This is a genomic window from Streptosporangium amethystogenes (assembly GCF_000721075.1).
Lineage (GTDB): Bacteria > Actinomycetota > Actinomycetes > Streptosporangiales > Streptosporangiaceae > Streptosporangium > Streptosporangium amethystogenes.
In genome coordinates this window covers 1-20,978 of the sequence record NZ_JOEQ01000055.1, presented here as the reverse complement: position 1 = coordinate 20,978, position 20,978 = coordinate 1, and the positions used below count along the sequence as shown (strand labels likewise).

Annotated in this window: 24 protein-coding genes; 14 read left to right on the top strand and 10 right to left on the bottom strand. The window is 67.9% G+C overall.

Annotation, left to right across the window (positions count from 1 at the left end; translation table 11 throughout):
* The first annotated feature begins 58 nt into the window (after positions 1-58).
* The 3 genes from IG98_RS0140875 to IG98_RS49660 all read left to right on the top strand — a co-directional run bounded on the left by IG98_RS0140875 (position 59) and on the right by IG98_RS49660 (position 2,430).
* Positions 59-532, top strand: a complete 474-nt coding sequence (locus IG98_RS0140875) for a hypothetical protein (RefSeq protein ID WP_030925387.1) — start codon at positions 59-61, stop codon at positions 530-532.
* A gap of 3 nt (positions 533-535) precedes the next feature.
* Positions 536-838: a hypothetical protein gene (locus IG98_RS0140870; RefSeq protein WP_030925385.1), complete on the top strand. Its 303-nt coding sequence runs from the start codon at positions 536-538 to the stop codon at positions 836-838.
* A 491-nt stretch (positions 839-1,329) separates the two neighbouring features.
* Complete coding sequence (locus tag IG98_RS49660) at positions 1,330-2,430, top strand: pentapeptide repeat-containing protein (protein WP_169750278.1); 1,101 nt, start codon at positions 1,330-1,332, stop codon at positions 2,428-2,430.
* 240 nt (positions 2,431-2,670) lie between these two features.
* Here IG98_RS49660 and IG98_RS51505 read toward each other — a convergent pair whose 3' ends face one another.
* Positions 2,671-2,814: a hypothetical protein gene (locus IG98_RS51505; protein WP_157594806.1), complete on the bottom strand. Its 144-nt coding sequence runs from the start codon at positions 2,812-2,814 to the stop codon at positions 2,671-2,673.
* 284 nt (positions 2,815-3,098) lie between these two features.
* On the opposite strand from IG98_RS51505, the gene IG98_RS0140860 reads away from it, so the two are divergent.
* Both IG98_RS0140860 and IG98_RS0140855 read left to right on the top strand, forming a co-directional pair.
* Entirely contained in the window at positions 3,099-3,848 is a 750-nt protein-coding gene (locus IG98_RS0140860; RefSeq protein WP_157594805.1) for a hypothetical protein, read from the top strand.
* A 64-nt stretch (positions 3,849-3,912) separates the two neighbouring features.
* Entirely contained in the window at positions 3,913-4,713 is an 801-nt protein-coding gene (locus tag IG98_RS0140855) for a hypothetical protein (RefSeq protein WP_211264327.1), read from the top strand.
* A 150-nt stretch (positions 4,714-4,863) separates the two neighbouring features.
* Here the strand turns inward: IG98_RS0140855 and IG98_RS0140850 are convergent, their stop codons facing one another.
* Entirely contained in the window at positions 4,864-5,391 is a 528-nt protein-coding gene (locus tag IG98_RS0140850; protein ID WP_157594804.1) for a hypothetical protein, read from the bottom strand.
* A 257-nt stretch (positions 5,392-5,648) separates the two neighbouring features.
* On the opposite strand from IG98_RS0140850, the gene IG98_RS0140845 reads away from it, so the two are divergent.
* Entirely contained in the window at positions 5,649-6,248 is a 600-nt protein-coding gene (locus IG98_RS0140845; protein WP_030925379.1) for a hypothetical protein, read from the top strand.
* A 164-nt stretch (positions 6,249-6,412) separates the two neighbouring features.
* Here IG98_RS0140845 and IG98_RS54530 read toward each other — a convergent pair whose 3' ends face one another.
* The 3 genes from IG98_RS54530 to IG98_RS51495 all read right to left on the bottom strand — a co-directional run bounded on the left by IG98_RS54530 (position 6,413) and on the right by IG98_RS51495 (position 7,259).
* On the bottom strand, positions 6,413-6,568 hold the full coding sequence (locus IG98_RS54530) for a DUF6221 family protein (RefSeq protein WP_281178602.1): 156 nt from the start codon (positions 6,566-6,568) through the stop codon (positions 6,413-6,415).
* A complete protein-coding gene (locus IG98_RS55025; RefSeq protein WP_425428150.1) occupies positions 6,531-6,839 on the bottom strand; it encodes a DUF6221 family protein in 309 nt (102 codons plus the stop codon). Before IG98_RS55025 ends, IG98_RS54530 begins: the two co-directional genes overlap by 38 nt.
* Positions 6,840-6,929: 90 nt before the next feature.
* Positions 6,930-7,259 carry a PASTA domain-containing protein gene (locus IG98_RS51495; protein WP_211264326.1) on the bottom strand — a complete coding sequence of 110 codons (330 nt, stop codon included), beginning with the start codon at positions 7,257-7,259 and terminating at the stop codon, positions 6,930-6,932.
* A 191-nt stretch (positions 7,260-7,450) separates the two neighbouring features.
* On the opposite strand from IG98_RS51495, the gene IG98_RS0140815 reads away from it, so the two are divergent.
* A complete protein-coding gene (locus IG98_RS0140815) occupies positions 7,451-8,014 on the top strand; it encodes a carboxymuconolactone decarboxylase family protein (RefSeq protein WP_030925378.1) in 564 nt (187 codons plus the stop codon).
* Positions 8,015-8,153: 139 nt separating this feature from the next.
* On the opposite strand, the gene IG98_RS0140810 is transcribed toward IG98_RS0140815, so the two are convergent.
* The gene (locus tag IG98_RS0140810) at positions 8,154-9,275 is read right to left on the bottom strand and encodes an LLM class flavin-dependent oxidoreductase (protein WP_030925377.1); all 1,122 of its coding nucleotides are present in this window, start codon (positions 9,273-9,275) and stop codon (positions 8,154-8,156) included.
* 342 nt (positions 9,276-9,617) lie between these two features.
* Here IG98_RS0140810 and IG98_RS0140800 point away from each other — a divergent pair, with 342 nt between their 5' ends.
* Both IG98_RS0140800 and IG98_RS0140795 read left to right on the top strand, forming a co-directional pair.
* Entirely contained in the window at positions 9,618-10,412 is a 795-nt protein-coding gene (locus tag IG98_RS0140800; RefSeq protein ID WP_030925375.1) for an SDR family NAD(P)-dependent oxidoreductase, read from the top strand.
* Between the two features lie 161 nt (positions 10,413-10,573).
* Entirely contained in the window at positions 10,574-12,487 is a 1,914-nt protein-coding gene (locus tag IG98_RS0140795; RefSeq protein WP_030925374.1) for an FUSC family protein, read from the top strand.
* A gap of 21 nt (positions 12,488-12,508) precedes the next feature.
* Here IG98_RS0140795 and IG98_RS0140790 read toward each other — a convergent pair whose 3' ends face one another.
* Both IG98_RS0140790 and IG98_RS0140785 read right to left on the bottom strand, forming a co-directional pair.
* Positions 12,509-13,882 carry a GntP family permease gene (locus tag IG98_RS0140790; protein WP_030925373.1) on the bottom strand — a complete coding sequence of 458 codons (1,374 nt, stop codon included), beginning with the start codon at positions 13,880-13,882 and terminating at the stop codon, positions 12,509-12,511.
* A complete protein-coding gene (locus tag IG98_RS0140785) occupies positions 13,879-14,493 on the bottom strand; it encodes a gluconokinase (RefSeq protein WP_211264325.1) in 615 nt (204 codons plus the stop codon). Before IG98_RS0140785 ends, IG98_RS0140790 begins: the two co-directional genes overlap by 4 nt.
* 608 nt (positions 14,494-15,101) lie before the next feature.
* Here IG98_RS0140785 and IG98_RS0140775 point away from each other — a divergent pair.
* Positions 15,102-15,761 carry an HAD family hydrolase gene (locus tag IG98_RS0140775; protein WP_030925369.1) on the top strand — a complete coding sequence of 220 codons (660 nt, stop codon included), beginning with the start codon at positions 15,102-15,104 and terminating at the stop codon, positions 15,759-15,761.
* A gap of 49 nt (positions 15,762-15,810) precedes the next feature.
* On the opposite strand, the gene IG98_RS0140770 is transcribed toward IG98_RS0140775, so the two are convergent.
* Positions 15,811-16,779 carry an aldo/keto reductase gene (locus tag IG98_RS0140770; RefSeq protein ID WP_051753569.1) on the bottom strand — a complete coding sequence of 323 codons (969 nt, stop codon included), beginning with the start codon at positions 16,777-16,779 and terminating at the stop codon, positions 15,811-15,813.
* A gap of 281 nt (positions 16,780-17,060) precedes the next feature.
* Here IG98_RS0140770 and IG98_RS0140765 point away from each other — a divergent pair, with 281 nt between their 5' ends.
* Both IG98_RS0140765 and IG98_RS0140760 read left to right on the top strand, forming a co-directional pair.
* The gene (locus IG98_RS0140765) at positions 17,061-18,374 is read left to right on the top strand and encodes a hypothetical protein (RefSeq protein ID WP_051753568.1); all 1,314 of its coding nucleotides are present in this window, start codon (positions 17,061-17,063) and stop codon (positions 18,372-18,374) included.
* Positions 18,375-18,506: 132 nt separating this feature from the next.
* A complete protein-coding gene (locus tag IG98_RS0140760) occupies positions 18,507-18,713 on the top strand; it encodes a hypothetical protein (RefSeq protein WP_030925356.1) in 207 nt (68 codons plus the stop codon).
* Here IG98_RS0140760 and IG98_RS0140755 read toward each other — a convergent pair.
* Positions 18,668-19,693 carry an aldo/keto reductase gene (locus IG98_RS0140755; protein WP_030925354.1) on the bottom strand — a complete coding sequence of 342 codons (1,026 nt, stop codon included), beginning with the start codon at positions 19,691-19,693 and terminating at the stop codon, positions 18,668-18,670. The genes IG98_RS0140760 and IG98_RS0140755 overlap by 46 nt on opposite strands.
* A gap of 348 nt (positions 19,694-20,041) precedes the next feature.
* On the opposite strand from IG98_RS0140755, the gene IG98_RS0140750 reads away from it, so the two are divergent.
* Both IG98_RS0140750 and IG98_RS0140745 read left to right on the top strand, forming a co-directional pair.
* The gene (locus IG98_RS0140750) at positions 20,042-20,734 is read left to right on the top strand and encodes a DUF998 domain-containing protein (RefSeq protein WP_030925352.1); all 693 of its coding nucleotides are present in this window, start codon (positions 20,042-20,044) and stop codon (positions 20,732-20,734) included.
* A gap of 47 nt (positions 20,735-20,781) precedes the next feature.
* The coding region (locus IG98_RS0140745) for a YciI family protein (RefSeq protein WP_030925350.1) at positions 20,782-20,978 on the top strand (197 nt) is incomplete at its 3' end.

The following is a 20,978-nucleotide window of genomic DNA, read 5'->3' as shown; positions in this document are numbered from 1 at the left end:
CCGTCACCGGCGGGCCGATCCGCTTCTAGCCCCACCACCCCGCCCGAGGAGGCACCTCATGTCCGGTACCAGTGGGAGCGTGGCCGCGGCCACGCCCGATGATGAGTACGAGATCCTGTGTGACGACGCCGGGAGCTTCCTGCGCCGCTACAGCACCGAGGACGGCGCGACCGTCGTCACGGACACCCCGCTCGACGGGACCACGGCCTACACGCCGACCGGCACCGTCGTCCGCTGCGACGCCCAGCAGCCGCCCGCAGCGAATCCGCAGATCGACAGCACGGCGCAGCGCCAGGCTGGGGCAGGCGTCGTTACCATCGCGGCGGGCGCCCGCTCGGTGACGTTCATGGTGTTCGCCGGGGCGCCCACCATGAGCATCGGTGGCGGAGCAGCGGTGGTGTTCCCCGCCGGGTCTACAGCCACCTGGAGCGTGGACCGCGGAGGCGAGGCCGGCGAGAGCCTGCAGGACGAATTCACCTTCACCAGTGTAACCGGCAGCGACTTCGCCGTGCTTTCCACGCGCGAGGTCTAATCAGTGGCAACCGGCGGCGAGTACACACCCCCGCCGCGGCGGGTCGAGCGGTCGAAGGGCGTCACGAACGGCTCAGGCGACGTCACGTTTGTCTGGAGTCCGCCGTTCGCCGTGCCGCCGATCGTCGCGCTGTCAGTGGAGGCCGGCGCGGGATTCCGCTCGACGAGGATCGCATCGAACTCGGCGGCCTCGACGGTGGGGCACGTGGATGTCAGTGCGGGCGTGACGCTGCTCGGTATCGGAGTGCTCGCGGTCGGTGCTGCCGCTGCCGGGGTGACGGTGCACGCCGTCGCGATCGAGTTGTAGTTCCCTTGGATGCCCAAGCGATAACGGCGGGGCGGCGCTTGATGGAGGCGACCTTGCCTTTTTATGGCGTTTTCCTTTAAAAATCCTGGTTCAAAATAGAGCTTTCGCCTCTTCCTCTGGGCCAGTAGGGATGCCTAGGATAAATAGTGCCATGTAATGGTGCCAGGGGGCCATTGCCCGGCGGGTCGTAAGATCTTCTGACGACGGATAATGCTGTCGCTGGGATGCCCGTCCTCACTGCCATCATCCGGCGCCCGGCGGATGATGGGTAACAGTCAAAGGGCGAGTGCGTCGGTTTCCAATGGTCCGCTGCCGGGTTTTTGCTGAGGTTGTCCATGAAAGGCCGACCAGTGAGTTTCTCGAAGCTCTTTCGAGAGCGAACTTCCCAATCCAAGAGTCACAAACCATGGCCAGTGCTGCATCGAGAACTGCCCTCCGAGCCAGAGAGTGGATTCTGGAGGAAAGTACGAGAAGCATCGCCATCGCGCTACATGTATGCGCTGCTTTATGTGCTCGCGATCTTAGTCGCCTTGATCGTGATTTTTCTGGCCTTTTCGAGTGATCGTCCTGCTGAGCACGTCGGGAGCCTTGTTGCTTTAGCTGGCGTTTTTGTCGCGATCGCTGCGGGTGTACAGGAACTCGACAAACGCCGTAATGAACGCCAGCAAGCGCGTGAACAGTCAGAACGCGACAGTTTACGCCGCTTTGACGAACGCTTCGCCGCAGTCACTGCGGGAACCAGTTCTAGCTCGGTCGAGATGGCCGCTGGAGCATCCGCTGGGCTGATGACCTTCTTGCGGGAGGAGGATAAATCCTTCCACAAGCAGACCTATTTTTATACTCTTGCGCACTTGAAGATGAGTGAGAGCACGCCTTGTATCGACCGCATCTTCTCCCATGCTTTCGAGTGTGCCGCTCATTTTGTCCTCCCTGATCTGCTTCCTGAAATTCGGCGTTGCGCACTTGACTTTTCAGGGGCTCAATTAACCGGAGTGGACCTGACGGAGTTGGAACTTGCGGAAGCGGACCTGTCCGGAACAATCCTCGCCGAGGCCAACCTTTCCGGAAGTTGCTTGTGGCGAGCGCATGGAGCCGGAACCGATCTAAGCAATTCAAGCCTGCGGCATGCAAACCTTGAGGAGGCACTCTTAACAAGGTTGAACGCCACAGGAGCTGACTTCAGCTTTTCCAATCTGGTTGCGGCCCGGTTCGCACCTAAACATCAATATGGCAATGCCGTACTAAGAAAAGCACAATTTGTCGGGGCCCGGATACAGGGAGCTTGCTTCAACGGCGCCAATCTGTGCGATGCGCGCTTCGACGGTGCCAACTTGCGTGGCGCCTCCTTCAGAGGAGTCACGTGGAATGAGTCAATGTTAAGAAGCGTGGTACGAGCAGCCAATAGGACTTGGGAAAAAGCGTACTGGGATCCAGTTGTACGTCGAAAGCTGAACTTCCTGGCCAATAACTGTGGCGTCGTTAAATTACCTCGTCGCAGGCCTTCGGATCGTGCGAAGGCAAACTATCGGTGTCATCCGTTTCCGCACCATCCGGATGCGCTTCGGCGGCCTCCCTACGCCGGCCTACGGTGATCTGACCTGCGGATTGCAGCCTTGCGCGTAGTCCTTTGCTGTTCTTCGACACCCGAGCCGTACCCCACCCACTCGCCTCGCTTTTCCAGCCGCTCCGTAACCGGCGACCTCGCGCAGAGCCGGCGCCGGATGGGACGGTGAATCCCCCTTCACCCCTACCAACGGCTGCGCGAGGACCCCGCGTGGACCACGCACGCGCTCGGCAGCGGGCACAACCTCGTGCGGGATACACCGCGGGAGCTACTGAAGGAGTGCCACCGGAATACGGCTGGAACGGGCGCGTACACCGAAAACCACCAGTACGCGGCCCTTGGCCAGCGCCGTCGCGGTCCAGCCGCGCCCAGCCGGTTGAATAACGAACGTCTCTTCGCTCTCGACGATCATGATGGGTAGGCCGATGTCGGCCAAGACGCTGGGGAGTGCGTTGACGGCGGCGCCGGTCTGTGGTGACGCGTACAGCAAGTGCGGCGGGAAAGCCTGGAAGGCCCTCGGTGAGGAAGGCGCGAGCGTCGATAGAGTCCACGCCGCCGATGATGGAGTCCGCGGATGGGCGGCGGGGCCTGGTTGCGAAATTCCGGCATCGCTGGGTCGCGCGTTCGCCTGACGGCGTCGCCGCACACGATGCGTTCCGCGTGAGCTGATCCGCCAGGGCATCATGGGTAACCTGGGTGGCAGCCGCTGTGCTGTGGGCCGGGCGTATCTCGAACATGAAGGGAAACGCCCCTATGCCCGCTACATGCTGGTCGTCGGTCCGCGGCAAAGTCATGCGTGTTACTCGCGTCGATGAGTGCGGCAACGTCGTCCCGGGCCCATGCGCGCAGGTCGTCTCCAAGGGGTTCGTGTCCATCGCCTACGCCTCGGAGATCAAGGAAGGCACCGAGACGGAGGTCGAGAACGCCAACGGCGATCTCTGCGTGTCAGGCAAGAGCTGCGACGAGCTCAAGTGGATCAACCTCACGATGTCGTTCTGCTCCGTCGACCCGGACCTTGTGACGCTGATGACCGGCTACCAGTCGGTGCTGGACTTCGCTGGCAACGCGGTCGGTAACCGGATCGGGAAGAAGATCCTGTGTGAGGGCGGCTTTGCCCTGGAGGTGTGGTCCGACATCCCCGGGCAGAACTGCCAGCTCACCGGCAGTCGCTTGTACGGATATTTTCTCGCGCCGTGGGTTAAGAACGCGATCTTGACCGGGTTCACGCTGGAGAACGACGGCGCGAACTTTGAGATCACCGCCCGGACGGAGATCGGCGGCAACTGGGGTGTTGGCCCGTACAACGTGGATCCGACCGACAACGCGTCCCCGCCGGCCGCAGGGCCGCTCCTCACGCCGTTCGGGCCTGAGGATCACCTGGACCTGCACGCGACCACGGTGCCGCCGCCCGAGCCACAGTGCGGTTGCCAGCCGCTGACCCTCTGATGCTCCTTCCCCTGGGACGGGCATGACCGCCCAGGGGAAGGCCCCAACATGGGAAGGGACACCTGTGGGGATAGACGATCACCAGCCGTGCTGGCCAGACCCCACCCCCGCGTGCTGCGACGCCTGGGATGACGCCGACCCCGCGCTGAAGACCCGGGTGGGGCGGGTCGCCGCGTCGATCCTGCACAAGCTCTCTGGAGCCCGGTACGGGCTGTGCCGAATCACCGTGCGGCCCTGCAGCCGAGACTGCAACCCGGGCCGCGGCCCCGCGTTCGGGCCACCTTTCACCCCGATGATCAACGCGTCGGGGGCGTGGATCAACTGCTGGAGCGGCGGCTGCGGCTGCGAAAGCAGCTGCTCGTGCTGCTCCGTCTGCAAGACGACCCTCGTCGGCCCCGTCCAAGAGATCATCGAGGTGCGGGTGGACGGCGAGCTCGTCCCCCCGGCCAGCTACTGGGTCGACAATTACCGCGAACTCGTCCGCGTCGACGGCGTGTGCTGGCCCACCTGCCCCGACCTCGAAGTGCCGCTCGACCTGCTCGGCGGCGGCGCGTTCGGCGTCACCTACACCCACGGCATCCCGCTCGACGAGGCCGCCCAGTGGGCCTACTCGGCGTACGCGTGCGAGCTCCTCAAGGCGTGCGTCGGCTCCTCCGGCTGCCGCCTGCCCAAGCGCGTCCAGTCGGTCACCCGTGAAGGGGTGACCATGTCGTTCATCGACACCATGGACTACCTCGACAAAGGCCGAACCGGCCTACCCGACGTGGACCAGTGGTTAAGTTCGGTCAACCCCTACGGGCTGCGGCAACGCTCCCGGGTCCTGTCTTCGGACTACCGGCCCCCGAGGAGAACTACGTGGCCGTGAACCTCGACACGCTCGCCCTACTACTCGCCGAAGAACTCCTCGGCTGCCTGTGCGAGGCCCTGGAGGCCACCACGGCGGGCGCTCCGTGCGCCTGCTGCCTGTCGCTGATCGTGCGCAGCCGGATTGGTGGGCGGACCTCGTCGTGGGCGGTCACATCTGGGAGGAGGCATCGACCCGATGCGCCTGGCGAACGTTCGGCTTGGTGAAGAACAGCAGGATCGTCCCCGCGAGGTAGAGGAGCCCGGCCGCGCCCCCCAGCAAGCGGATCATGTCCGAGTACAAGGTCGCATGCAAATGGTCCGAGATCCGCCCCGGCAGCTGGGCGTACCACTCGTCCAACGACGACCACCCCAGCAGGCCGAAGACAAGATAGAACACCGCGTACGGTAGGAGGCTCAACGCGGTGGCTGTCCGCATCCCTACAGTCCCGCCTCGCCGCCAGGCCAGGACCGCCAGGACCAGCGTGATCACGCCGGCTGCGGTGTAGGCCCACACGCAGCTCTGGAGGGAGGACACCGCGCTCTCCAAGGAGGAGTATTCCGCAACGCTGTCGCGCTCGCTCTGGACTGTCAGCTCCAGCTGAAGCCCAGGCAGCAGGGTGAGAGTGCCAGCCGCGACCACCAGCTCGCCCACGGCCGCCGCGAACAGGCACACGACAGCACCTCCCGGAGTCTTCATTCGTTCCCCTTTCGTCGCTGTGTTTCGAGCATGGGGAAAGCTGTTTGCGAGACGCTTGTGGATCACTGCACTTGTGGATCTCCCACCCACGCTCACGGGCCAAGCTGATCGTCCGCAGGTAGACACGAGAATGCCCCAAGTCAACTCCAAGGCGATCTTCAGTGCCGTCTTCGATCTTGTTCCCAGACATGATGGCGAGCCGTCGGCACCCATGCTCTCGGCGCACGTCGGATAACGCGGAACACGAACTGGGGAACATGAGCATGTACAAGAAGGCCCTGACCGTCGCGATGGCGGCAGCCACCCTGGCCACCCTGATCGCCGCCCCCGCATCCGCAGCGGTAGCCAAAACCGCGGCGGTCTCCCAGGCCGCGACACCGAACATCGAAATCTTCTACGGAGAATTCATTCGCATCAAGGAAACGGACAGTATCTTCGAGTGCCCGCAGGACGAGGTGCTGATCGGCCGAGCCCACTACGGGGACGAGACCAACTGGACCATGTCCCAGTGCGGCCGGATCTACATCGACGGTGAACGGGTCTCGGTACTACACGAGAACTGGAATTGGAACACCAGGCAGAAGGAGAGCAACTCATACTTCCTCGGTTCCGGCAACCAGGTCATCGTCGGCAGGCAACACCTGGGGGACGAGAACGGTGACACCCGCCACAAGTACGGCACGCTGCGCTGGCGCGGCAGTGAGCTGCAGCTCACCTCTCGTTATTGGACCGGGTTCATGAAGGAGAGCAGCCACTCCACGGAGGCGGGTCCGGGCCAGGTCATGACCGGCCGTCGGCACAGCGGGGACGAGAACGGCTACACCGCCTACGCATACGGCACGATCACGGTCGGCTGAGGTCCCGCCCGTACTCTCCGGTAGGGCTATCCGCGCCGCGGCGGGGCAGAGTGGCGGGCACATGGTGAACCTCTTGGACATCGCGCTCGTCTTCCTGCTCCTCGCCGCAGCGGGCTTGTTCGTCCGCTCCTGCATACGGCAACGCCGCTGACACGAAGGCGCTTCTACGGCTTCCACTCCTTGCGGTAGCCCGAGTGGGTGGAGTAGGCCAGGGCCAGTGTCTGCACCGCGGCTTTGTAAGCGCCGCGCCGCACCTTCGTGCCGCCTGCGAGGACCGTCCCCTCAGCCACCTGTGCGGAAAGCTGAGCGCTTTCGTACAGGGCGATGATCTCCCGCTTGGCTATGACTCGCGCAGCACGCGGGCGGGGTCGTGGCGGGCGATGTGCGGGCCGACCTCAGACCACACCTCAGCGACGGTGTCCTCTCCGACGGAGAAGATCGACGTGGCCTCACTGTCGTCCGGATCGCCCTTGACCAGAGGCCCCAGCCTGGGTTCCACCACCAGGCTTTGCCGTACACCTCGGCCGCGGTCCGGGCGGCCTGTTCGTCTTCGTCCAGGCGGGCGTGGAGGAAAGCGAGCAGCTCGTCCATGCGGGTCAGGGTACGACGCAGCCACCGGCCGCGCCGGAGAAACGGCGACGCCCCCACCCCGAAGGGCAGGGGCGCCGCACACTACTCGGCTTACTCTCCGATCTTCTTCGCATACAAGGTGACCAGCGTGTCGACCGTCACCTTCCGTCCGGCGGCGGGCGTCTGCTTGGTCACCACCCAGTTTCGGTCGTACACCTGGAAGCGGTTCTGTCCGGTGGCGTCCTTGTCGTTCAGGAGGTAGAACCCGGCGGCCTGCATGGTGTCCTGCCCCTTCTGCGGGTTCATCCCGACAACGTCCGGCAAGACCTTCTTCTCCGCCGCCTCTTCCTTCTCCTCGGCCGGCGTGAGAGCGGGTTCCTGGGTGTCCTGCTCGATCGGCTCGGAGGACTTTTCCGTAGGTGCTGGCGCGGTGACGGTCACGACAGGTGCCGCAGTGTCCGGCAGCGGGGACCTCGGAAGACATCGATGTCTCCGTAGGGGACCAGCCTCGCTCATTGCCAAAGTCGTCAACTGCGTTTACTATATAGACAACCACGTTGACGATATTGCCTCGGCGTGCGACCGCCGGGCGCGCCTTCGGCGTGCCCGGAGAATCCAGAGAGAAGGTCCCCATGTCCCACGACATCTTCGTCACCCACACCGCCGAGAGCGCCCCCGCCGCCGCCCGTGCCACGGTCGAGGGGGTGGAGCGGAAATTCGGTTTCGTCCCCGCGCCGGTCGGCCGGATGGCCACCTCCCCGCAGTTGCTCAAGGGGTTCCTGGCGGCCAGCGCCGTCTTCGAGCAGACCACCCTCGGCCCGGTCGAGCGCGAGATCGTCATCCTGACGGTCGCCACCCGCAACGGCTGCCACGTCTGCGTGGCGATGCACACCGCCACACTGGTCAAGCTGGAGGCTCCGGCCGAGGTCATCGAAGGGTTGCGGGCACAGAAGCCTCTTCCGGATGCCCGCTCGGAGGCCCTGCGGTCGTTCACCCTCGCGGTGATGGACCACCGCGGCGCGGTCGGCGACGAGGAGACGCGGGCGTTCCTCGGTGCCGGTTACACGCCGCAGAACGCCCTTGAGGTCGTCCTCGGTGTCGGTGTCTACACGATCTCCACGTTCGCCAACCGGCTGATCGACGCCCCGCTCGACCCGCCGTTCCAGGCCTACGCCTGGGACGGAGACGACAGGTAGGTGTCCACCCCCAGCCGCCGCTCGAACGGGATCACGGCCGGTCGGCGGGCGCGTCGACGACGGCAGGCCAAGACCGGCCGGGACGGCCACGAGCCGCGCGGATTTTCCCGGGCGGGCTTCCCTGGCGGGCGCGGATGCCTCAGGTGGGGGAGCCGGTGTGGGCGGGCTGTCCGCCCGCCTCGCCCGTGCTGCCGCGCCTGGCCGGCAGGGCCGCGTGGGCGGGGCCGTCCGGTACCCCGGGCGGCCTGCCGGAGGCGAACTCCCTGCGCAGCACGGGCACGACCTCCTCGCCGAGGATGTCGAGCTGCTCCAGCACTGTCTTGAGCGGGAGCCCGGCATGGTCCATCAGGAACAGCTGGCGCTGGTAGTCGCCGAAGGACTCCCTGAAGGTCAGGGTCTTGTCGATGACCTCCTGCGGGCTGCCCACGGTCAGCGGGGTCTGGTCGGTGAAATCCTCCAGCGAGGGGCCGTGGCCGTACACGGGCGCGTTGTCGAAGTAGGGGCGGAACTCGCGCACCGCGTCCTGGGAGTTCCTTCGCATGAACACCTGGCCGCCCAGGCCGACGACCGCCTGCTCGGGGGTGCCGTGGCCGTAGTGGGCGAAGCGGTCCCGGTACAGCTCGATCAGGCGGATGAAGTGCTCCCTGGGCCAGAAGATGTTGTTGGCGAAGAACCCGTCGCCGTAGTAGGCGGCCTGCTCGGCGATCTCCGGGCTGCGGATCGAGCCGTGCCAGACGAACGGCGGGACGCCGTCCAGCGGACGGGGTGTCGAGGTGAACGACTGCAGGGGAGTGCGGAAGCGGCCCTGCCAGTCGACCACGTCCTCGCGCCACAGCCGGTGCAGCAGCGCGTAGTTCTCGATGGCCAGCGGGATGCCCTGGCGGATGTCCTGTCCGAACCACGGATACACCGGCCCGGTGTTACCGCGGCCCAGCATCAGGTCGACGCGCCCGTCGGCCAGGTGCTGCAGCATCGCGAAGTCCTCGGCGATCTTGACCGGGTCGTTCGTGGTGATCAGGGTCGTGGAGGTGGAGAGGATGATCCGCTCGGTCCGCGCGGCGACGTAGCCGAGCATGGTCGTCGGTGAGGAGGGCACGAAGGGCGGGTTGTGGTGCTCGCCGGTGGCGAAGACGTCCAGGCCGACCTCCTCGGCCTTGAGCGCGATGGCCACCATCGCCTTGATCCGCTCGTGCTCGCTCGGCGTCCGGCCCGTGGTGGGGTCCGTGGTGACGTCGCCTACGGTGAAGATCCCGAACTGCATCGTGTTCACCGTCCTCCGTTTCGTTTGAAATTTCAACTACTCTTAACGTCTCAGCGGAAGGGTTATTCCTACCTGTGCCGGCCTCGCCGGCCAGGCGGCCGGACAGCGGGAACGACCGCGGGCGCGACCGCCGGGACACCTCCGCCCGTGCGGAAACCTTCCCGGCAAGCGCGCGCTTCTCCAAAATGATCACCATCCGGGCTTTCCATACCGGCGAACCCGGGAACGAACAGCGGATCAGCGGGAAGGCGCCCGGTGGAGCACCGTTCCACCTCGTCATCCGGTCGTGAGTGCCCGCCCGTACGGGGGCGGCCCCATGACAGGTATCTAAGGACATGACGCATGCACATCGATCTCACCGGTAAGACGGCACTGGTCACCGGATCCACGCAGGGGATCGGGGCGGCCATCGCCGCCGGCCTCGCGCGGGCGGGCGCGACGGTGGCCGTCAACGGCCGCACCCCCGAGAAGGTGGAGAGCGCCGGCGACGCGCTGCGCGCGGAGATTCCCGGCGCACGGATCGTCCCGGTCGCCGCCGACCTCGCCACCGAGGAGGGGGCGGACCGCGTCGTCGACATGCTGCCGGAGGTCGACATCCTGATCAACAACCTCGGAGTCTTCGGGGTCCAGGACGCTCTGGAGATCACCGACGACGAGTGGCGCCGTTACTTCGAGGTGAACGTCCTGGCGGCGATCCGTCTCACCCGCGCCTACCTGCCGGGAATGGTGGCGCGCTCCTGGGGGCGCGTCCAGTACATCGCCAGCGACTCCGCGATCGTCATCCCCGCGGAGATGATCCATTACGGCATGTCCAAGACCGCGCTCCTGGCCGTCTCGCGTGGCTTCGCCAAGAGGGCCGCGGGCAGCGGTGTCACCGTCAACTCCGTCATCGTCGGCCCCACCCACACCCGAGGCGTGGAGGACTTCGTCTACGAACTCATCGACAGGAACCTGCCCTGGGACGAGGCCCAGCGCGTCTTCATGCGGGAGCACCGCCCGCAGTCCCTGCTGCGGAGGTTCATCGAACCTGAGGAGGTCGCCAACATGGTCGTCTACCTCAGCTCACCGCAGGCCTCCGCCACCACCGGCGGTGCACTCCGCGTCGACGGGGGCTACGTCGACGCCATCCTCCCCTGACCGATGGCGCACCCCGGCACGTCGCGCGGTGGTCAAGGCTTCGTCGGCGTACGCGGGGATAACCCGGCGGGGCGGACGGGTAGGGGTGCGCCGTGAACCGCGAAGAGACCGCCTCGGGGCCGGGCGCGTCCGGCGTGCCGGCGTACTGAGCACGGCGAGCGATGCCCCCGCTCTTCCGGCGGGCCGCCGACCGGCTGATCGACGCGGCTCCAGGCTGGCTGGTCGAGACGGTCCGGCCGGCACCCGCGGCGCTTGAGTGGTGGCCGATGCTGCGCATGGCCGTGGCGGTGACCGTCCCGCTCCTCGGAGGGGTCGCCGCCGGGCACGTCACGGCCGGCCTGTTGCCCGCGATGGGCGCGATGAACGCCGGGATGGCCAACCGGGGCGGTCCCTACCGGGCCAGGATCATCCGGATGGGCGCGGCCGGTGCCGCCGGGGCGCTGGGGTATCTCATCGGGGCCGCGGTCCGCGACCATGGCTGGTGGGTGGTACCGGTCATGGTGGCCGTTTCCGTGTTGTCCGCACTGGTCAGCACGGGCGGCGGCACAGGCTCGGCGGCCGGGCTGCAGTTGCTGGTGATGACCGTGATCGCCAGCGGCATAGCGCTGCCGGGACCGCCCGGCCTGAACGCGCTGACGTTCCTGCTGGGCGTGCTGTGGGTGATCGCGCTGGGGGTCGCCGACTGGCCCTTCCACCCTCGCGCGCCGGAGGAGACCGCGGTGGCCGAGGTCTACCGGGCCCTCGGCCGGCTGATCACCGATCATGGCGCCGACACCCTGGCCGCGTTCGACACCGCGCTCAGGGGCGCCTACGACACCGTCCTCGGCGCACGCTCCCCGGCGGTGGGGCTGGACCCCGGGCGCACCCGGCTGGTCGCCCTGCTGAACCAGGCCTCTCTGATCCGCAACGCGCTGCTCTCGCTGCGCCACGAGGGGCGCGAGCCGCCCGAGGAGCCGGCGTCCGCCGTCGAGGGCATCGCCGGGTGGCTCATCGGTGGGCCCGTGCCGCGGGCAGCGCTTCAGGAGGGCGACTCACCCGCCGTGCGCGCCCTCTTCTCCGCCGTCCAGGGGGCGGTCGATCTGGCGTCCGGCGGCGACGTCGCGGCCGATCTGCTGCCGTACGAACCGGTCGGCTACCGCTCCCGGTTCCGGGCCGTCCTGGAGAAGATGTGGTACGGCCATCTCGTCCGGGTCTACACGGTCCGGCTCGCGCTCTGCATGGGCGTCGCCGCCGCGGTCAGCCGGCTCGGCTGGTTCGATCGGTCCTACTGGATGATGCTGACCGTCGCGCTGGTGCTCAAGCCCGACTTCGGATCGGTGTTCGCGCGCGCCGTGCAGCGTGCGCTCGGGACCGTCGCGGGCACGCTGATCGGTACCCTGATCCTTCTCCTGGTGCCGTACGGCCCGCTGCTGCTGATCCCCATCGCGGTGTGCGCGGCGCTCCTGCCCTACGGCATGCAGCGCAACTGGGGCCTGATGTCGACCTTCCAGGCGCCGCTGGTCCTGTTCCTGGTGGATCTGCTGACCCGCGGAGGGCCGGAGCTGGGCAGGATCCGGATCGTGGACACGCTGGTCGGATGCGTGATCGTCCTGCTGCTGGGGTACCTGCCATGGCCCGGGAGCTGGGAGGCGCCGGTCGGACCCCGGTTCGCCGACGCGGTGTCGGCCACCGCGAACTATCTCAGGTACGCCTTCGACCCAGAGCACCCCGGCAGGGCGCTGCTTCTCCGCCGGGTGTACGACGCCCTGGCCGACCTGCGGACGGTCTTCCAGCGGGCGATGACCGAGCCACCTGTGATCAGCAGGCGCGTCACCACCTGGATGCCCGCGATGACCGCGCTGGAACGGGTGGCCGACGCGACCGCCGCCACCGTCGCGCGCACCGGGCGCGGCGCGCCGCCCCCGCCGCGGGCGGCGGTCCAGGCCCTGGCGGAGTCCCTGGAGGACATCGCCAGGGACGTCCGCGCGGGGCGCAGGCCCGGCGCTTCCGGGGCCTGCGCCGACGAGACCCTGGAGCGGGTCGACTCCGCGGTACGCAGCCTGCGCGACACGGTGGCGGGAGACCGATCGGGCTGATCCCCGGAGCCGTGCGAGCGCCTACAGGAACAGGCTCAGTACCAGCACCAGCACCAGGCCGGTCACCGAGATGATCGTCTCCATCAACGACCAGGACTTGATGTTCTGCCCCACGGTGAGTCCGAAGTACTCCTTGACCAGCCAGAATCCCGCGTCGTTGACATGGGAGAAGAACAACGAGCCCGCACCGATGGCGAGCACCAGCAGCGAGGTCTCCCCGACGCTGAGATTGGCGACCAGCGGCGCCAGGATTCCGGAGGCGGTGACCGTCGCGACGGTCGCCGACCCGGTGGCCAGCCGGATGAGCACGGCGACCAGCCAGGCCAGCAGCAGCACCGACAGGCCGCTGTTCTCCACCCAGGTGGCGACGAGGTCACCGATCCCGCTCTCGATCAGCGTCTGCTTGAAGCCGCCGCCGGCGGCCACGATCAGCAGGATGCCCGCGATCGGCGGCAGCGACTGCTCCAGGGACTTCGCGATCGCCTTCCGGTCCATGCCGGCGCCGAGGCCGAGGGTGAACATCGCCACGACGACGGCGATCAGCAGCGCCACCAGCGGTGTGCCGAGGAAGTCGAGCACACCGCGGAGCGCGGTGCCCTCGGCGGTGAGGATGTCGGCGAGGGCCTTGCCCATCATCAGCGCGACCGGCAGCAGCACGGTGGCCAGGGTGACGCCGAACGACGGCCGGCGGATGCCCTCCGCCTCGGGCCGGGACTCGTAGAGCTCGGGCGCCGGGACGTCCACCCACCGGGCGGCGTACCTGGAGAACAGCGGTCCGGCGATGGCGGCCGTCGGAACGGCGATGAGCACGCCCAGGCCCAGCGTGATGCCGAGATCGGCCTTGAGGGCGTCGATGGCGACCAGCGGTCCCGGGTGTGGAGGGACGAGCCCGTGCATCACCGACAGGCCCGCGAGCGCGGGTATGCCGATGCGGATCAGGGAGACGCCGGAGCGGCGCGAGACCAGGAAGATGACCGGCATCAGCAGCACGAGGCCGATCTCGAAGAACATCGGCAGGCCGATCAGCGCGCCCACGGCGGCCATCGCCCAGGGCAGGGAGCGGGGGCTGGACCTGCCGACGATCGTGTCCACGATCTCGTCGGCCCCACCGGAGTCGGCGAGCAGCTTGCCGAACATCGCACCGAGTGCGATGAGCGTGCCGACCCCGGCCGCGGTGCTGCCGAACCCGTCGGTGAAGGCGGCGATGGTGTCGGTCATCGACAGGCCCGCGACGGCCCCGACGACCAGCGAGCCGAGGGCCAGGCTCAGAAAGGGATGCAGCTTGAAGTACGTGATCAGCAGGACGATCAGCGCGATGCCGACGAGCGCGGCCGGGACAAGCCGGCCGGGGGAGGTCGTGGCGGGCTCGGCGAGCGTGATCAGAACCGTGCTCACCCCGCCCTCCCGGCCTCGTCGCCCCCTTGGGGGCCACCAGGATCGGCGGGATCGGTGGGGGGCGGGTTCGGTCGCGTCCGGGGGACGGCCGCCGCGTCGAGGTAGGCGTCCACGAGCTCGCCGACGGGCCTGGCGAAGTCGAGAACGATCCCGTGCTCGTCGGGCCCGAGCGGCTCCAGGGTCCTGAACTGCGAGTCGACCAGCGAGGCGGGCATGAAGTGCCCAGGACGGCCGGCGACCCTCCGGCGTACGGCGTCGATCTCGCCGTGCAGATGGACGAAGCTCACCGTCGGCGCGGATTCCCGAAGGATGTCGCGGTAGCTCCGCTTGAGCGCCGAGCAGCTCGCCACCCCGCCGGTGGCGGTGTGCTCGGCGAGCCAGGCGCCGATCGCGTGCAGCCACGGCAGCCGGTCGTCGTCGTCGAGGGGGATGCCCGCCGACATCTTGGCGACGTTGGCCTCGCTGTGGAAGTCGTCGGCGTCGGCGAACGGCACCCGTAACCGCTGGCTGAGGGCGGCGCCCACGGTGGTCTTGCCGGAACCGGTCACGCCCATGACGACGAGCAGCGCGGTTCCGGGAGCCGATGCGGCGGAATCCTCAGCGGGGTTCATTTGGGGGAGCCTCCCATGTCGCTTCGTGCGACAGCCTGACGGGGTTGGTGACGGTCGGCAGGTGGTGTTCAAGATCAGGTACGGGCATTGACGAAGGATCATGCGATGGCGGGCCGCCCCGGGGATGACGACCGGACAGGTATGGAACTACACCGGAGCGTCCTCGATAAACTCGATTTTTCCCATCGTTTCAGGCGGCCGCCTCACCGGCCGGATGTCGCGGACCGAGCCGACCCTTGAGGACAGGTGGTTGGAGCGTGCGGCCGGTGGCGTGGGCCGCCGGGACAGGGGTGTCAGGGCTTGCGGACGACGCGGCAGAACTGGGACACCTTGTTCCTGGCACCAGCTGGAACAGGACACCACGCCGGGCTCCCGGTGCGGGACAGGGCGAGGCGGGCGCCGGCCTTCCTCATGATGAGCCAGGGCGGCGGTCGTGTTCGGGCTCGGCGGCGGTTCGCTGATCGTGGTGTCCGGGGCGATGCCGACCTGGCAGGCGTCGGCCCCGGCCCTGTGGTTCGACGGTTCGTAAAGCACGGCAAGCAGGTTTTTCATCAAGCCCGGTGAGGTTCCCCGGAATGGTGTGGTGCGGGCCGGGCACATCCCCTCCCATGGCAGACACCGCCATCGTCGACATCGACGGCACCCTGGTCGACACCAACTACCAGCACGCGCTCGCGTGGTTCCGGGCATTCGGGCGTTATGACGTGTGGCTGCCGCTGTGGCGCATCCACCGGCACATCGGCATGGGCGGAGACCAGTTGGTGGCCGCTCTCGCCGGTGACGACGTCGAGCGGTGGCACGGCGACGCGCTGCGCGACGCGTGGGTGGAGGAGTTCGACGTGTTCCTCGACGAGATCAGGCCCTGCGAGGGGGCCACCGAACTCCTGGACGAGCTCGGCGGGCGCGGGTTCACCGTCGTCCTGGCCTCGTCGGGTAAGCCGCAGCACGTCGAGCACTTCATCGACCTCGTCGACGGCCGCTCGCGCTGCCGGGCCTGGACCACCTCCGAGGACGTCGAGGCGACCAAACCGGCCCCCGACCTGATGAAGGTGGCGCTGGCCAAGGTCGAGGGCGCGTCCGGGGTCGCGGTGGGTGACTCCACCTGGGACTTTCTCGCCGCGGGCAAGATCGGTATGCCCGGCATCGCGGTCCGCACCGGCGGTTTCTCCCCCGAGGAACTGCGCGAGGCCGGGGCGGCCCACGTCTTCGACTCCCTCCCCGAGTTGATCGAAAACCTCGGACGCACCCCGTTGCGCGCGCCTCCCTGAGACCGGTGTCCCGGTCATGCCCGCACGTGTGGCACACGGGCGCCCGAGTTCAGCTCCAGGGGAGCGCGCCGCGCTCGGACCAGTAGCTCTCCGGGGCTTCCGCCAGTCCGGTGAGCCGCTCTTCGAGCTCAGGGTCCCAGCCGGTCTCGACCGCGCCGAGGTTGTCGCGCAGTTGTCCGGCCGAGACCGCGCCGCTCAGTACCACCCCGGCCCACGGCCGTGCCAGCACGGCGGCCAGCGCGAGCGCGTCCGGTGTGGTGTCCCGCTCGCGTGCGGCGACCAGCAGCGCGGCGGGTGCCGCCCGGGCGGTCAGCCGGCCGTTCGCCACGCCCTCCTTGACGATCACGCCCAGCCCCGCCTCGTGCGCCCGCGCGAGTGCCTCACCGGCCGAGCGCTCCAGCAGGTTCCACGTCGACTGCACCGTGTCGAACAGCCCTGTTTCGATCGCCCGATCGATCGTGTCCGCCTGGCGCGGCCCGCTCGTCGACAGACCGATCGCCACTCCCTCGGCCCGCAGCGCGCGCAGCCGGTCGAGCACGTCCTCGTCGTCGAGCACGCCGCTCTCCACGGTCGCCGAGTGGATCTGGTAGAGAGACAGGTGCTCGCCGAGCAGCGCGCGTGTCTGCTCCAACTGGACGCGTAGCCGGTCGGCGGTGAGTTCCTTCACCTCGTGCCGCTCGGTGTCCAGACGCCAGTCGCCGACGTAGGTGTATCCCCACTTCGAACCGATCGTGACCGTTCCCGGGGCGATCCCGCGCTCGCGCAGCCAGCCGGCGAGGAACTCCTCCGCCCGCCCGTACGAGCGCGCCGTGTCGAGGTAACGCACCCCCGTAGCCCAGGCGGCGTCGAGCACGGCCCAGGTGCGTGACCGCATCGCGGCGATGTCGCGGTCGTCGCCGAGGTCCTCGGCGCGGCCGAGTGTGATGTAGGCGGGACGGCCGAGTGCGGCCAGGCCGAGACCGACAGGTGTCACGGTCAGACCGGTCTGGCCCAGAGGGCGTCGGACCAGCGGGTTCATGGCCGCCAATATATCGGCCGGCAGGTCCGGGGGCGTCCTGTGAGCCGGCCGCCAGGCCACTGGCTATATAACGAAATATCCATATATGTAATTCCGGATAGCCAACAAGTATCCTTTGTTGTCGGACTTGTGGCCAATATCTGCAATATAGGAATTTTTTTGCCTATCTTTCTTTAATTCAAGCAATTCCTGGACTTATGGCGGTCTGGGATTGAAGGTAGAAAGCAGCGTGCTTCGCAGGGATATGGAGATGCTCCGGCTGGAACGACCTTGGAGGGTGCATGGGGAAGTGGCGGATCGCGATCGTCGCGATGTTGGTGCTGTTCGTCCTGGGAGCGGCCGCGCCGCCCCAGGCGCAGGCGGGGAGGTCGTACGAGGTGTGGCTGGTCGACCAGTCCAACACCGACGGGCTCTCCTACGGCGGCACGGTCAACGTGTACTCCGGCACCGAGGTCACCCGCCGGCTGTCGGCCGCGCGGCCCGTCCACGTCATAGACCTGAGCGGTGCGACCTCGTCCCTCTGCCTGGCGAGCACCGGCAGCGTCCCGGTACGTCCCCACATGATGGTTTTCAACAAGGCCGACACCCACGCCGCGCTCGCCTTCGTCGCCAGTGGCCACGTGGTCGTCTTCAACGCCGCCACCCGGCAGCCGCTCGCCTGCTTCCTCACCGAGGCCGGAGCGGGAGGGGCCCGGCAGGCCCATGCCCTCTGGCCCACCGAGGATGACAAGTACCTCATCATCTCCAACCAGAACGGCAAGAAGCTGGAGCGCATCAGCACCGGCTACGCGTCCGGTACCTTCGTCCAGCAACCGGCCGCGACGATCGACCTGGCCGGATGCACCACTCCGAACGGGATACCGTGCCAGGCGCCCCGGCTCCGCCCGGACAACGCGCCGATCTGCCCGTTCATCGCCTCGGACAACGGCCCGGTCTTCGTCAGTCTCCGGGGTGGCGGGATGCTCGTGGTCGACTGGCGCACGACGCCGATGTCGATCGTGGGGGAGTACGACGCGAGCAGGATCCCCGCGAACGGCTGCGGGTTCATCGAGGCCAAGGGGAAGGTCTTCGGGAACGGAGGTGGTGGCACGCCCGACCACCTCGACCAGTTCAGCGTCTTCCGGCTGCCGATGAGCGGTTACTCACCGGCCAATCCGCCGAACACCCCGGCGGTCCAGTCGCTCTTCAACGACGATTCGCCCGACCGTGACGCGCACGGCGTCCTCGCCTCCGACAAGGAGCGCTACGTCTGGGCCGGCGACCGCGCGGCCAACGTCGCCGAGGTCTTCGACGGGGCGACCGGTGCCCGTGCCGGCACCGTCGATCTCGTCTCCCGGTTCAGCGCGGACCCGACGGTCGACCTCTTCGCCGTCTCGCCCGACCACGACTGGGCCTTCGCCTCGACGCGAGGGCCGATCCCGCTCTCCGGCGACCCGCACTCCTCCCACGGAACCGACCCGGGAATGCTGATCGTCAAGCTGACCGGAAACGGTAAGAAGGGTGTGGTCAAGGGCCTGATCCCGATTTCCAATGTGGACGCCGGCGGCCTTCAGCGCGCCGACGCCCACGGCATCCGCGTGCGGCGTACGGGCTGAAATAGATGTTCGAAAGGGGGGACGGCATGATTGAAACGTTTAAGTAAAGCGTTTCGCGCTCCCTCTGTCATCATATGTCAACCTGCTCTTTCACCACTGCGGGCCGACCTGGGCGCGCACGACACGGCGATCGTGGTCGCCGGGCACGCGGCGACCCTGGCGGAGGGGCTGCTCGCGGCCGGAGAGGCGTTCGGCTACCGGAGCTGTTCGGCGGCGATGACCGGGCGGACCGGGACGTGGGCTGAGCCCGGCCGTCGCCCCGGCGGGACGTCCAGCCGGGGCGACATGTTCCGTCAGCGGCGGCGCAGGGCCGGGTCGGTCAGGGCGGGCGGCACGTAGCCGACGTCGTCGGGGCTGATGTTCGTCCCCGGCGGGACCAGTTCGTCGATCGCGTCGAGGATCTCCGGTGACAGCCGCACCTCGTCCGCGCCGAGCTGGCTGGTGAGCTGCTCGAGCGTACGCGGGCCGATCACCGCCGAGGTGACGGCCCGATGGGAGAGCACGAAGCCCAGGGCCAGGTGGATCATCGAGATGCCCGCCTCGTCGGCCAGGACCGCCAGCTTCTCGGTGACGTCGAGTTTGCGGGCGCGGACCTCCTCGGCCTTGAAGTCGAAGTGGTCGCCGTTGCGGGAGGCCCGGGAACCGGCGGGCAGCGGCGCGTCCCGGCGGTACTTGCCGGTCAGCCAGCCACCGTTCAGCGGGCTCCAGACCATGACCCCCAGGTTGTGGCGCTCGGCCACCGGCAGGACCGCGGCCTCGGCGTGCCGGGCGAGGATCGAGTACGAGGGCTGCTCGGTCGAGAACCGCTCACGCTGCCGGCGGTCGGCGACCCACTGGGCCTCGACGATCTCCTCGGCCGGGAAGGAGGAGGTGCCGATCGCCCGTACCTTGCCCTGGCGCACGAGGTCGGACAGGGCCCCCAGGGTCTCGTCGATGTCGGTCTGCGGATCGGGGCGGTGGACCTGGTAGAGGTCGATCCAGTCGGTGTCCAGGCGGCGCAGGCTGTCCTCGACGGCCTGCATGATCCAGCGACGGGAGTTGCCACGCCGGTTGGGCGAGTCGCCCATCTGGTTGTGGAACTTCGTCGCCAGCACGATCTCGTCCCGGCGGCCCTTGATGGCCTTGCCCAGGATCGTCTCGCTCTCGCCGAACGCGTAGACGTCGGCGGTGTCGATGAAGTTGACGCCCGCGTCGAGCGCGGTGCCGACGATGCGCTCGCACTCGTCGTAGTCGGTGTTTCCCCAGGCCCCGAGCATCATCGTGCCGAGACAGAGCGGGCTGACCTGGATGCCGGTGCGGCCAAGCGTGCGATGGTTCACGGCCTGATCCTGCCAGCCCGACTGTGGTCGCTTCATGCCGGGTGTCGCCTTTGGTGTGGTTCTGGATAAGACGTGTGCGGCCTCCACATGACCGTGGCGAATCCGAGTGGTGCGGGCCGACCATCTTGGAGAGTCGATGAGGATCTCCTGCCTGCTTCGCCATCGCTGATCGGTGGTCAGGCTCCACGCGTGCCGTTCCGGTCATGACGAAGCGCCGCAGGGTGGTTCTAAAAGATCTTGAAAAAGATTTGAGCGGGCTGTCGAATCGGGGCGGTCTCGTTCGAAGCGTGGTCAGAGGGCCGAGAGAAACACCCGAGAGCCGGCCTGTGACTCGTGAGGAGAACAGCCATGACCCAGCAGACGACGAGGGCCGCGCACCCGGTGACCTGCGACCCGCGTACCGGTGTCACCAGGTCGCTGCTGGGCTACGGGATCATCGCCGGGCCGCTGTACGCCGGGGTGTCCCTGGCCCAGGCGCTGACCCGGGAGGGGTTCGACCTCTCCCGCCACGCATGGAGCCTGCTGGCCAACGGCGACCTCGGCTGGATCCAGATCACCAACTTCGTCGTCACCGGGCTGATGGTCATCGCCTGCGCGGTAGGCCTGGGCCGGGCCCTGGCCGGTGGGCCTGGCGCGACCTGGGCTCCCCGGCTCGCCGGAACCTACGGGGTGAGCCTGATCGGCGCGGGGATCTTCCGGGCGGATCCGGCGATGGGCTTCCCGGTGGGGACGCCGCAGGGGCCCGGGGTGGTGAGCCTGTCCGGGATGCTCCACTTCGCCTGCGGCGCGGTGGGTTTCCTGTGCGTGATCGTGGCCTGTTTCGTCATCGGCCACAGGTTCGCCGCACAGGGCCGTGCCGGGTGGGCGCTTTACTCCCGGCTCACCGGCGGGTCGTTCCTCGCGGCCTTCGCCGCCATCGCGACCAGTGCGGGTGCCCCGTGGGCCAACCTTGCCTTCGTCTCCGGGGTCGTGATCATCTGGGCCTGGCTCTCGGCCCTGTCCCTGCACCTGTACCGGCGCATCACCCCCCAGCACGCCTGAGCGCACCCGACCCCCGCAGCACACCGTCAAGAAAAAGGAGATGTCCGATGCGATACATGATCATTATTAAGGTCACCAGCCAGCCTGCCACCCCGCCGTCGGCGGAGTTGATGGAGGCCATCGCCAAGCTCGGCGGGGAGGCCATCGCGGCCGGGGCGTTGCTGGACACCGCCGGGCTGGCCCCGAGCGCACAGGGCGCGCGGGTCACGATCACCGCCGGCAGGCTGAGCGTCACCGACGGCCC

Bases quoted from the DNA above. Each gene is read 5' to 3' on its own strand.
- IG98_RS55025 (WP_425428150.1), bottom strand. From the start codon at position 6,839: ATGGACGAGCTGCTCGCTTTCCTCCACGCCCGCCTGGACGAAGACGAA.
- IG98_RS0140750 (WP_030925352.1), top strand. From the start codon at position 20,042: ATGACCCAGCAGACGACGAGGGCCGCGCACCCGGTGACCTGCGACCCG.
- IG98_RS51505 (WP_157594806.1), bottom strand. From the start codon at position 2,814: ATGATCGTCGAGAGCGAAGAGACGTTCGTTATTCAACCGGCTGGGCGC.
- IG98_RS0140765 (WP_051753568.1), top strand. From the start codon at position 17,061: ATGGGGAAGTGGCGGATCGCGATCGTCGCGATGTTGGTGCTGTTCGTC.
- IG98_RS0140850 (WP_157594804.1), bottom strand. From the start codon at position 5,391: ATGAAGACTCCGGGAGGTGCTGTCGTGTGCCTGTTCGCGGCGGCCGTG.
- IG98_RS0140800 (WP_030925375.1), top strand. From the start codon at position 9,618: ATGCACATCGATCTCACCGGTAAGACGGCACTGGTCACCGGATCCACG.
- IG98_RS0140815 (WP_030925378.1), top strand. From the start codon at position 7,451: ATGTCCCACGACATCTTCGTCACCCACACCGCCGAGAGCGCCCCCGCC.
- IG98_RS0140810 (WP_030925377.1), bottom strand. From the start codon at position 9,275: ATGCAGTTCGGGATCTTCACCGTAGGCGACGTCACCACGGACCCCACC.
- IG98_RS0140770 (WP_051753569.1), bottom strand. From the start codon at position 16,779: ATGAACCCGCTGGTCCGACGCCCTCTGGGCCAGACCGGTCTGACCGTG.
- IG98_RS0140785 (WP_211264325.1), bottom strand. From the start codon at position 14,493: ATGAACCCCGCTGAGGATTCCGCCGCATCGGCTCCCGGAACCGCGCTG.
- IG98_RS0140845 (WP_030925379.1), top strand. From the start codon at position 5,649: ATGAGCATGTACAAGAAGGCCCTGACCGTCGCGATGGCGGCAGCCACC.
- IG98_RS0140875 (WP_030925387.1), top strand. From the start codon at position 59: ATGTCCGGTACCAGTGGGAGCGTGGCCGCGGCCACGCCCGATGATGAG.
- IG98_RS0140775 (WP_030925369.1), top strand. From the start codon at position 15,102: ATGGCAGACACCGCCATCGTCGACATCGACGGCACCCTGGTCGACACC.
- IG98_RS49660 (WP_169750278.1), top strand. From the start codon at position 1,330: ATGTATGCGCTGCTTTATGTGCTCGCGATCTTAGTCGCCTTGATCGTG.
- IG98_RS0140795 (WP_030925374.1), top strand. From the start codon at position 10,574: ATGCCCCCGCTCTTCCGGCGGGCCGCCGACCGGCTGATCGACGCGGCT.